Source organism: candidate division WOR-3 bacterium (assembly GCA_026418155.1).
In the GTDB taxonomy this organism is placed as follows: Bacteria; Hydrothermota; Tepidihabitantia; order Tepidihabitantales; family CAIPLT01; genus JAOABV01.
This window is the reverse complement of the sequence record JAOABV010000012.1, coordinates 25,243-35,954: the sequence shown is the minus strand read 5'-3', so window position 1 is coordinate 35,954 and position 10,712 is coordinate 25,243. Positions and strand designations below refer to the sequence as shown.

Genomic DNA, 10,712 nt, shown 5'->3' with positions numbered 1-10,712 from the left:
GGTCGGCAAGCCAGGGGGCAGGCCGGGGGGCATACCCCTCGGCAACCCGCCGGCATACCCTTCTGACCGCCTAATCTTCAGATATTTGGATTGTCCTTTAAGTAGCCGAATGATTTAACCGTACGATAATCAATAGGATAGCAGATATAGTCGCCTAATCTTTTGTCTTCTCGGTCAAACGGACCTGTGGTTTGTTTGGTGCTGGCGCTTTTATTGTACCTATTAAAAATACCTTACTCCAATTTTCCACAAAATTTATTATACTTATAAAATACTTTATTTCCGATTATCCCCAAGATTTGATTACATCTCCCTATTTTATTCTTCTGTCTAATTTATATTTCTTATAACAATTTATATTTCTTATAATATTTCTTATAATATTTCTTATAACATTTCTTATTATATTTCTTATTATACATCTTATAATATTTCTTATAACATTTTCGAAGTTCTAAATTTTCATAAATTTGCGTCTTATTCGACCTACGCAATTAGTTAACCTTGTCATTATCAAAAAAAGTAGGTAATATAAACCAGTGTGCTGTATTGTGCTAAAATAAGAATGTCTATTTTGTCGGTCAAGCAAAATGATTAATAAGAGAAATGAAATACAATCAAAATCTCTTCAAAAATCAAAAAATATCTTCTTTTGTCTTTTTATTGCTATCAAAAGTTTCATCCGACATAAATTGATTCCACTGATAAAATCTTATGTCCATAAAACAATTTTATCAAATAAAACTTTTACAAATTTAGTTGTGCCGTTATCTCTAAATTTTTACACTTATAAATTTGATGTTTTGTAGCTAAGTTTTAATCAAGTACTTTTGCTCTAACCTATCAATTCTAAATTTATAAAAGTATTATACATTACCTATTGCATAAAATGATTGACAAAGCATACATTATCTCTATACTAAATCCAAAACTAAATAAAGTAAACAAGATGAGCAAAGCCTGTATTGTAAATAGCCTGACTAAAAGTTATGATTCACTTATCGCTTTGGATAGTATTTCATTTGAAATCAATCAAGGTGAAATTTTTGGTCTGATTGGACCAAACGGTTCAGGAAAAACAACAACCTTAAGAATCTTGTCAACCCTATTAAAACCCGACCAGGGCTCAGCAAAAATTTTTGACTTTGATGTCGTAAAACAAGATTCCGAAGTTAGAAAGTTAATCAGTTATTTACCTGAAGAAGCCGGCGCCTATAAAAATTTAACCGGGTTCGATTATCTAAAATTCGTTGCTGACTTATACTCGGCAAATTCAAAAGAAAGAATTAACTTTTTGGACCGTGCAATAAGTTTCGCTAATCTGGGCGAGAGGATAAAAGATAAAGTCAAAACTTACAGTAAAGGCATGGCCCGAAAATTACTTTTAGCCCGGGCATTAATGACGAACCCCCAATTAGCAATTTTAGATGAACCCACTGTTGGTTTAGATGTATTAAATTCCTTAGAAATCAGGCAAATTATTAAGCAGTTTGTCAAAGCAGGTGGCACGGTCTTGTTATCTTCACATAATATGCTTGAAGTAGAATTTTTATCTGACCGGGTTGCTTTGCTTAAACAAGGTAAAATTATTGAAACCGGCAAAGTTTCGGAACTAAAAGATAAATATCGAGCCCGAAACTTAGAAGAGATATTCTTTGGAGTCGCTCAATGAGAAGAAACTTCTAATCAAAATAAGGGATTGTGGCTATATCGTTAATCCGATTATGAGAATAATAATCTTGGACATATAACATAATGAGAGCCATTTTAGTCTTAGTTAGAAAGGAAATAAAAGAATTACTGACAACCGCACTGTTAGTTCCGATTGTCGTAATGGTACTGTTTTTTGCCTTTATTGGCCGGATGATGACACGGGAATATAAAAAATCTACAACCCCGAAACCGATTTTAGTGGCTGATTTTGACCAAAGTGCCACCTCTAATTATATAATAAATATACTCAAGCAACAAAATTTAATCATTAACCAATCAATTGGCAATATTGATTTTTTATTAAAGCAAGCACAGCAGACAAATATTAATGTAGTTTTAATTTTACCAGAAAGTTTAGAACTGAAATATAATTCTTTACAGCATCCCCAAATATCAATATATACTTTAATAAATAGTTTGTCGCCTTTTTCTGATATCGGCGTGGCTCAAGTGAAGTCAGCAATGAATATTGTAAATGAGAGTCTTGGTGTTCGAATTATCAGACAATATAATAAAGATGCTCCCATTGCCACGATTAAGCGTCCGTTAAATATTACAGATTATGTTAATCTAAAAAATCAAACTTTTTTAGCAAATCCTATCCAGATTAAAAATACCATCAGGGTTCAAAATGTCTTTATCCCTGTAATTTTGTTAATGGTAATAATTTATATTAGTCAGATGATTGCAGCCGCGATGGGCCAAGAGAAAGAAAATAAAACCTTGGAAACCCTTTTAACTTTTCCCATCAGCCGACTGCAAATCTTGATTGGAAAGATGCTCGGCGCAGGAATAGTTGCAATTTTGCTTTCAGGAGTATTTCTTCTTGGAATAAAATTTTATCTGACACCGATGTCACGCATCAATACGCCAACTGCATCCGCAATAAAAACCATGGTTAATATCGGACCGAGCCAGACCACTTTATATTTGGTCTTGGCAACATCTTTATTCTTAGCAATTATCTGTGCCGCAAGTTTAGCCACCTTACTATCAATCTTTGCAACAGATGCCAAACAAGCACAGGTAGTAATAACCCCCATTAATCTTTTGGTTATCTTCCCCTATTTTATTACTATACTTTTAGATATCAATTCCATTTCCGTAGTCTTAAAGATAATTTTATATATGATTCCTTTCACTTATCCCTTTATAATTCCGCAAGCATTGTTTTTTAATCAAACATCTTTAATTATTGGCGGATTTGCCTATATGATTATATTTGCCGTGATTATAACAATAATTGCAGCGAAACTGTTTTCTTCTGACTTAATTCTGACGGCAAAACTGAAAATTAGAAGATAGATATGCAGTATTGATTCTACCTGGAAGTTTACCTCTGGGTAATATGGGTAAAATCTTTCTACTCTTTGGATTATTAATATGTCTCTCAATTAATTGTTGTTTACTTATCCGCCCGTCTAAACTTGTTGAAGAACCCAAAGTTGCAGTTGCAATCTTATGGGATACAGATACAATCTTTATATCTGGCGCCTCGGTTTATACCATTTCGGGACAAGATAGAATATTAAAATTGGATAATAAAACTTTGATTGCAGTTACCTCTTCAGCAGAAAATTTAGTTGCCTTTCGAGATAAGACAAAGGAGAAATTACTCTATAGTCCTGATAAAATTTTTATTGAGAGCGACAATGATATTATCGTTGGGAAAAATCGACAAACCATGAGCCGGTATCGGAGAAAAATTGTTATTAGTAACAAAGTAGCACATCGATTTGCCGTTAAATACAATTTAACTGCAATCAATATTCTGCCAATTGAAGAGTATTTATATGGTGTCGTCAGTTGTGAAATTGGCATGGCTAAGGAAAATGAGTTTGAAGCAATCAAAGCCCAAGCAGTCTGTGCTCGAAGTTACACAATGGCACTTATGGGCAAAAGAAAGGATTTTGATTTATATGCTTCGTATCTTTATGACCAGGAGTACCGAGGAAAAGAGCGAGAATACCCATCGATAATTAAAGCTGTTCAAGCAACTCGGGGAGAAATCGTGACATTTAAGGATGAACCGGCATTTACTCAATATCATGCTTGTTGTGGTGGAAGGACTGCTAATGGTAGATACCCTTATTTAGTCTCGATTATTGATGCTCCTCGACATTCTCAACATCATAAACCCTATTGTAAAGACTCGCCTCATTTTGAATGGACTGTGAAAATTTCTTTAGCAATATTCCTCGATAGTCTTTTATCAGCAACCAAAGTGCCATTTAAAACTCAAATCCAACCCAAAATAGAAATCAATAAAGTTACCAAAAGAGTTGAATACATTAAATTCACTATAGATAGAGAATATAAAGTGCCGGGTGAACAAGTTCGCAAAATGTTTAATCTCAAATCAACTTTATTCAATTTAAAAATTCAGAAAGATACCGTGCAGATTTTAGGAAATGGTTGGGGGCATGGTATTGGAATGTGTCAATATGGTGCTTTAGCCATGGCTCGAGAAAATATTTCTTACTACAAAATTTTAAAACATTACTATTCTGGAATAAAAATAAAGAGAATATATTGAGTTAACTTTAATTTTATCCTTTTTATTTTACTTTAGCAATTTTTCCGACCCGAGTAAAGTTTTTACCTTTAAGTAAAACTAAATACAATCCACTGGCAATTTCTTTACCAGATTCATTCTTTCCATTCCAATAAACTACATTGCCAATAAAATCGTCATAAGTAAATTTCTTAATCAATTCACCCGATAAAGTATAAATATAAAGACTCGGCTCTTGGTCCGCAGGAAAATCACAGTAGATATTACAGTCAGTAAAAAAAGGCGACGGTAAAGAAAAAGGTTCACAATAGTTTTCAATTAATACTTCTTGCGCTGAACTTAAAAATCCAATATTGCCAAAAGAATCTATAGGCTGAATCATATAATAATACTTATCTTGGGGCATATTAAATAGATATAAAAAGGTATCTTCAAGATTTTCACCTATTCTCCGAAAATCACTAAATTTATAGATTTTTATATTATCAATAAACACTCCACTATCAGGATAAGTTCCGTCAGTTGTATACCGAAATCTGATCCAAAGATAATCAGATTGTGGCAACAGATAACGATGTTCGGTCCAACCTATATTCTTTCCATAAAAAGAATCTATTGGTAAATAATTATTACCATCTTCTGAAACTTCAACATAAAATACATCGCGCTTAATACTATTATTGCAATAGTTTTCTTCAGTATAATAGTGGGTTAAGAAAGACAGAAAACCCGCTTCAGTTAAATTGACTGAGTCTTTTATTGTTAACTTAATACTTACATTATTTCCGATTCCTGTATAAAAACAAGTTCTTGGATAATTATATAATGATGATAATACAAATCCATCATTAAGCCAAGATGAAAAACTATCGCAATTATCCTCAAAGATTTGTTCAATACTATTTATTTGTAGTAAGTCATATCTCACTGGCGCCAAATCATGACTTTTGTTCCACATCAACCGAAAATCATTTTTGCCACCAATTGAAGAACGGATAAGATTAACCGAACTTGGTTTAATGTCATCTATCCCATAAAAATTATTGAGAAAATAAAGCCAATTGACATTTTTTTGCCATTGTAAATTTTGATAATCTAAATACTGATGTTTGAATGCAATATAGTTATCAGGAAACCAGACTGCAATCCCTTTTGCTCGAGCAAGATAATTTCCGACATAACCTTTAGCCACAACTGATTTTTTAAATAAATCAATCGCCTTTTGACATTCAGTTTTATCATTAGCATTTGTGACCGCATTAATACTCAATTCTAAAAAATCGATTAAATCAATGTAATCATCATTTGGTCCTGCTGGATATGAGTCGCATTCAATCGCAAAAGTTTGCACCGAATTTCTTGCTTGTCTCATTTCTGGTGTCTTGGCATATCGCGACAATATTGTAAGTGATGATGAAAATTTATTGTGGGCCGCATCAAATTGTTTTAGATCAATTGCGGAAAATGTGCATTCTTCACGACCCTGTGACCCGTTGTTATAAGAATTAGTAGCAATTGAAACCATATTAGGAGCTAAATCCTTTGCCGAAATATTGGGATTTTGGATAAGATAAGATATTAAATCATTATAGGGTAATCCATCATAAGGCAAAACTTCTTCGGAAGCAAACATATAATCAACGCCTTCGGCAATTTCACCAGCAACTTCTGCCATTCCCATGAGACAGGCATCAAAACCAAGAATAGCGACATTTTTGCGAAGAATTTTTTTAATTTCTTTAACAGCATAGTTTAATTCACCATCAGCAACTCCCATCCAATTATTATGCGATTCGTCATAAATAACTGCCTTATCTTTTGATGACGGATAATAACCAATAGGCCAGCCGTTGCCGTGGTCCCAGAGAATCAAAAGATATTTCTGAGCATTAAAGTAACGATAGCCGAACCGCACAAATTCGATTAAAGCTTGTGGGTCAGCCATATCAATTTCGCCTAAATTTTCCAATTGAACAATTTGATTTTGATTAATCACACATCTACGACCATATGGCTGAATATCACCAGCTAAATTATCAACTTGAACAATAATTTTTACTCTTTCCGAAGAACCAACTTCTTTCATTTCATTTAGGTCGTCATAACTTTGATAATTCATTCCATTATCTGCGCACATATAGACCATTACTGTCCAATCCAAAGCCGCCGAATTTTTAACCACAAAATTACACAAGATTACTGCGAGAAATATCAATTTAGAAAACGAACTTATGCCAATCTGTGAAATTGCATTGTTTCTTTTTTTGTAAGTCGTCGTCATCATAAAAAAAGGGGCATCCGTATCCAAATCGAATGCCCCGTGTATATTTAAAAAAAAATTATAAATTAAAATCCGATTCCGAGTATCAAGCGATGTGCACCTTTTAACCATCCCATATCACGATAACAATAGTCAAGTCGTAAATTCATTCCTGATTTCAAATCGAATTTAACTCCAGCACCTGCCGATAATCCAGTTGAATATTTAAGTGCTTTGGCATATTCAAGGTCTGTATTTAGAATATATCCTGTCCGCAAGAATAACAATTTTTTGTATGCATATTCCAGACCAACATTTACCGTTTCATTAATATCATTAGGATGAACCAAATCTAATGCCATTGTCAGTATATCATTAGGAGTTTCAATAAAATTATAAGCAATACCAAAACGGAAAGTTGTCGGTAAAGTAGTTGGCGTCGTTTTGTAGACTGCGCGCGGTTTTGTTTTAAGCGTTGTATCTTGGAATTCAAGGCCTAAACCAGAAAAAGACATCGCAGTTCCAAAATTAGTAATCACTGCACCTAATCGCAAACTTCTATAGCCGGTATTATAAAAAAGACCAAAGTCAAATGCTGCGCCTGTTGCACTCATGTTCCAGATAGATTGCGAGATTGCTTTCGTAGAAAAGCCGAAAGAAAGTTTATCCGTTATTTGGCGACCGTAAGAAACTGCCAATGATAAATCCGCTGCACTAAAATATAAACCAGTTGCTGTATCTTCTCGGACCGTGGTCTTAGGATTATCAATCATTAATCGCTCCATATCACCCATTGTAAGTGCCGTTGCGGAAAAGGCAATCGTTCCTAATTTTGTTGGTAGAGCCATTGAAATATAGTCATGATTAAGGTCGGCAATCCAATTAATATGACTGAACAATCCTTCGCGTTTACTAATTTGTGAAAGACCGGCGGGATTAAAATAAGTAGCCGAAGCGTCATCAGCAATTGCCACAAAAGCATCGCCCATTCCAGATGCGCGACCAACGCTAATTTTTAAGAACTGAGCACTGGTTGTTCCTACTTTTGAAAACTTAACATCCGCATATATCGCCGTTAATGAGAAAATTAGTAGATTACAGATTACAAGACATAACATCAATCTTGGAATCTTCGAATCTTTGAATCTTTGAATCGTCATTATTGCCTCCATGGTCGTTGACCTTATCGGATAATTGCAAATTTTCCAATTTGCTCGCCAATATCAGATTCAATATGGAAGATATAAATTCCGGCTGATACCAATTGGTCATGTTCGTTTAATAAATTCCAATACTCAGTTCCTCCCAATTCCAATGGTTGTAGCTTGTCATCGGCACTAGTCTTTGTAGTACGCGTGTCTTTGTGTTGTATCACCTTTACTAAATCACCGGCAACTGTAAAGATACGGATTGTGCATTCTGCTGGTAACTTGATAAAAGCAATTTTGCGTTCCAGTTGATGCGTTTCCCAATCATTGGTCACAATATAAGGATTAGGCACAACTTTGACATTAAGTTTATATTTATTAGGAGTCCGGTCAATCTCTAATCGGTCGCCAATCAAATAGAAAAGATTATGATATGGCGAGGTTCCAAATCCCTTATGTCCTTTAACAAACCATTCATCACCATCCTGAATTGAGTCAATAAGATTACCAATTGCTTGTCGAGTATTAGTTGCTCGGTCGTAATTAAGTGCAAAAAATCCACCACAAATATAAATAACCTTATGAGTTGGTTCTAAAGTATCTGATGGTGGGCCTATAGTTAAGTCTGTTGCAAAATTCCAACCATTAGCCAAAGAATCATTTCCAACCCTGTTTACAAATCGTGTTTTCGGTACTTCAACATTATTAGTTACGTCATAAATTTCACAAGTTCTTTTACCATTAACAACTTTCCATTTGATTTTATAGTCCGAGCCACGAAATGCCCATAATGCTCTTCGCACAGTTCCTGATATCGGATAAAGAATTTCTTTAGGATATGAGCCGATTGTCGGATACACGGTATCAAAATATTTAGTTGGGACCGGTATTGAGCAAGCGAAGATAATTTCGGTTCCACCAATTGCCGGGCATTTTTGTCTCATCTTTTTGGCACCTTCAATAATATCGTAATAGAACTTAAATGGACCAAAAACATTTTTAGTAATGCGTTGATAAGTGGTACAATTGTTAGAGATTACTTTGATTGTTGTGTCTTTATCAACTGTATACTGATAGACTGCCCGATTTTCCATGCCGGCATATTGAGGCCCAGCAAATCGAATCCTCAAAGTCTCCGGTGTTACTGCATAAGGTATAACAATTACTGTACTACATCGTACACCAGGATTCACTGTATCACCTATAACCCGTATAATTCTAACAAATGATGTATCATAATTAGGTGCTTCCCATCTCGGTTTAATCGAAACCGGTGTCGGATTAGATTCAAAACTGATTGTATCAATTCTACCAGTTAAAGTGTCTTTAGTTTGGAAATTGAAATCATACCCTGCAACCCGATAATAATAAGTAAATCCATTTGTTACTTTTTTGTCTTCTAAGGAATAAAATGTTCGATAATCGTTGGCTTTAGTGACCATACCAGGCTGAGTAATCGTATCTTCAGCATAAATTTTGGTATTCACTTCTTTAATATCACCACGAATGACGGTCTCTGTAACAATTTGGAACTTGATACCGTTGACTAAATCGCAATGTGCTAGCAATTCCCAATTTACACCATCGGTTGATTTGTAGATTTTGTAACCCTCAAAATCATACGCTCTGTATGCTGGGTCATAACCAGGTGCTCCTGGTTTGCCGGCTACTTCAACATAATATGGATCAGGTGTTCTCTCTGGTAAATCATCCCAGACGATTCTAATTTTATTGTCCATAGGAATAAGTGTTACATTGGATGCCACAGGGGGACCAGGCAATAACCAATTGTTATCATAGATAAACTGTGCTTCTTTTGCTAATTTATATAATGGTTTCAAATCCGTTGTATCTCGGTTAATCCATGATTCTCCCTCAGAACCGTATGGTGCAGCTATCGCCGCAACAATTATCGTTGCAACTGACTCGGGAGCTAAATCAAAAGGACCTGTACACTGGATAAATCGTTTGTCAGCAGGTTGTAAATCGATTGAGTCATAAGGCGAATAGATACCTGTTCGATAATCATAACCGGCTAATGTTTTGTACTGGTCAACGTCTTTCATTGGGTCAATGTCAATTGTAAATTTCTTAAATGCCGACATCCCAATTAAAGTTCCATCAGGTTTTCTTGGACTCTCTAAAAACTTATAAGCAACCACGCCCGGCGTTCCTGCTTGCCAATAAGGGGGACGGGGTGTTTCAATATTATCGTCATCGCCAACAAAACCAACATTGCGCACGGGTATCGTATCACCTTCTAAACACAATTCTTTTATTAAACCGACCATATCATCATTATACATTCCAACATCCGGGTCCATACACGCACCAAGAATCATTTTTTTCAGTGTATCGCCTGAAACATTTTTTACTCGGTAGATAATAAAGAATATATCTTGATTACTCGTATAATTCCAAGCATAAATAGTTTGATAGACTTCAATACCTAAAGGACGACCAGGTGCAGTATGATAGTCTGGCGACAAATCACAATAGACACACCACATATCCTGTAAAGAAAAATTCTTTGTAGGAACTAATGTGTAATATGTGGTCTCTGGTGGTATTTGTGTGGTATCGATTCTTAGCACCCTAGGCGTTACATCATATTTAGTGGCATCGAAAGGTGGTGGCCAGTCGTTAGGAAACTTATAGATGCGGTCACGAGCATCGCCTGTGCCTTGTTCCCAAGTCTTGGCTGGAGTTGGATAAAACTCACCTCTTGCCGTATTGGGATTATAACCGACTGTCACTAAAGTATCACCGCCAATAATTGCACCAACCCAAGGACCAGCACCAAAAATATAAGTATTCTCATAAGGATAAGGCCAGCGACCAGCGCCATCAGTAGTTGCTTCATCATACGCATATCTTCCATCATTATAAAAGGGACACCGCCAGCGATTAATATCCAACCATTTCTTATCCCAAATCCGACGTGTGCGCGGTGGACGAGTTAAAGAACGTGCATCTACCAATTGTAAGATTAAAAGATTACAGATTATAAGATAAAATATTAATCTTCCAATTTTAAAATTTTTGAATTTTCTTGTCATCATAGCTCCTCCTGTGT

6 protein-coding genes are annotated in these 10,712 nt (G+C 35.2%); 3 read left to right on the top strand and 3 right to left on the bottom strand.

All coding sequences use genetic code 11. The features are described 5' to 3' along the window. The first annotated feature begins 949 nt into the window (after positions 1–949). The 3 genes from N2201_02895 (at position 950) to N2201_02885 (ending at position 4,249) form a co-directional block, all read left to right on the top strand. Positions 950–1,672 (top strand): ABC transporter ATP-binding protein, encoded by a 723-nt coding sequence (locus N2201_02895; protein ID MCX7785161.1) that lies wholly within the window; start codon positions 950–952, stop codon positions 1,670–1,672. Positions 1,673–1,755: 83 nt separating this feature from the next. After that, positions 1,756–3,018: an ABC transporter permease gene (locus N2201_02890; protein ID MCX7785160.1), complete on the top strand. Its 1,263-nt coding sequence runs from the start codon at positions 1,756–1,758 to the stop codon at positions 3,016–3,018. Between the two features lie 43 nt (positions 3,019–3,061). Next, positions 3,062–4,249 carry a SpoIID/LytB domain-containing protein gene (locus tag N2201_02885; protein ID MCX7785159.1) on the top strand — a complete coding sequence of 396 codons (1,188 nt, stop codon included), beginning with the start codon at positions 3,062–3,064 and terminating at the stop codon, positions 4,247–4,249. Positions 4,250–4,271: 22 nt separating this feature from the next. Here the strand turns inward: N2201_02885 and N2201_02880 are convergent, their stop codons facing one another. From N2201_02880 to N2201_02870, 3 genes are all read right to left on the bottom strand, one after another. Further along, the gene (locus tag N2201_02880; protein ID MCX7785158.1) at positions 4,272–6,512 is read right to left on the bottom strand and encodes a clostripain-related cysteine peptidase; all 2,241 of its coding nucleotides are present in this window, start codon (positions 6,510–6,512) and stop codon (positions 4,272–4,274) included. A gap of 62 nt (positions 6,513–6,574) precedes the next feature. Continuing rightward, a complete protein-coding gene (locus tag N2201_02875) occupies positions 6,575–7,648 on the bottom strand; it encodes a PorV/PorQ family protein (GenBank protein MCX7785157.1) in 1,074 nt (357 codons plus the stop codon). 23 nt (positions 7,649–7,671) lie between these two features. Next, the gene (locus tag N2201_02870; GenBank protein MCX7785156.1) at positions 7,672–10,698 is read right to left on the bottom strand and encodes a hypothetical protein; all 3,027 of its coding nucleotides are present in this window, start codon (positions 10,696–10,698) and stop codon (positions 7,672–7,674) included. Between the last annotated feature and the right edge of the window lie 14 nt (positions 10,699–10,712).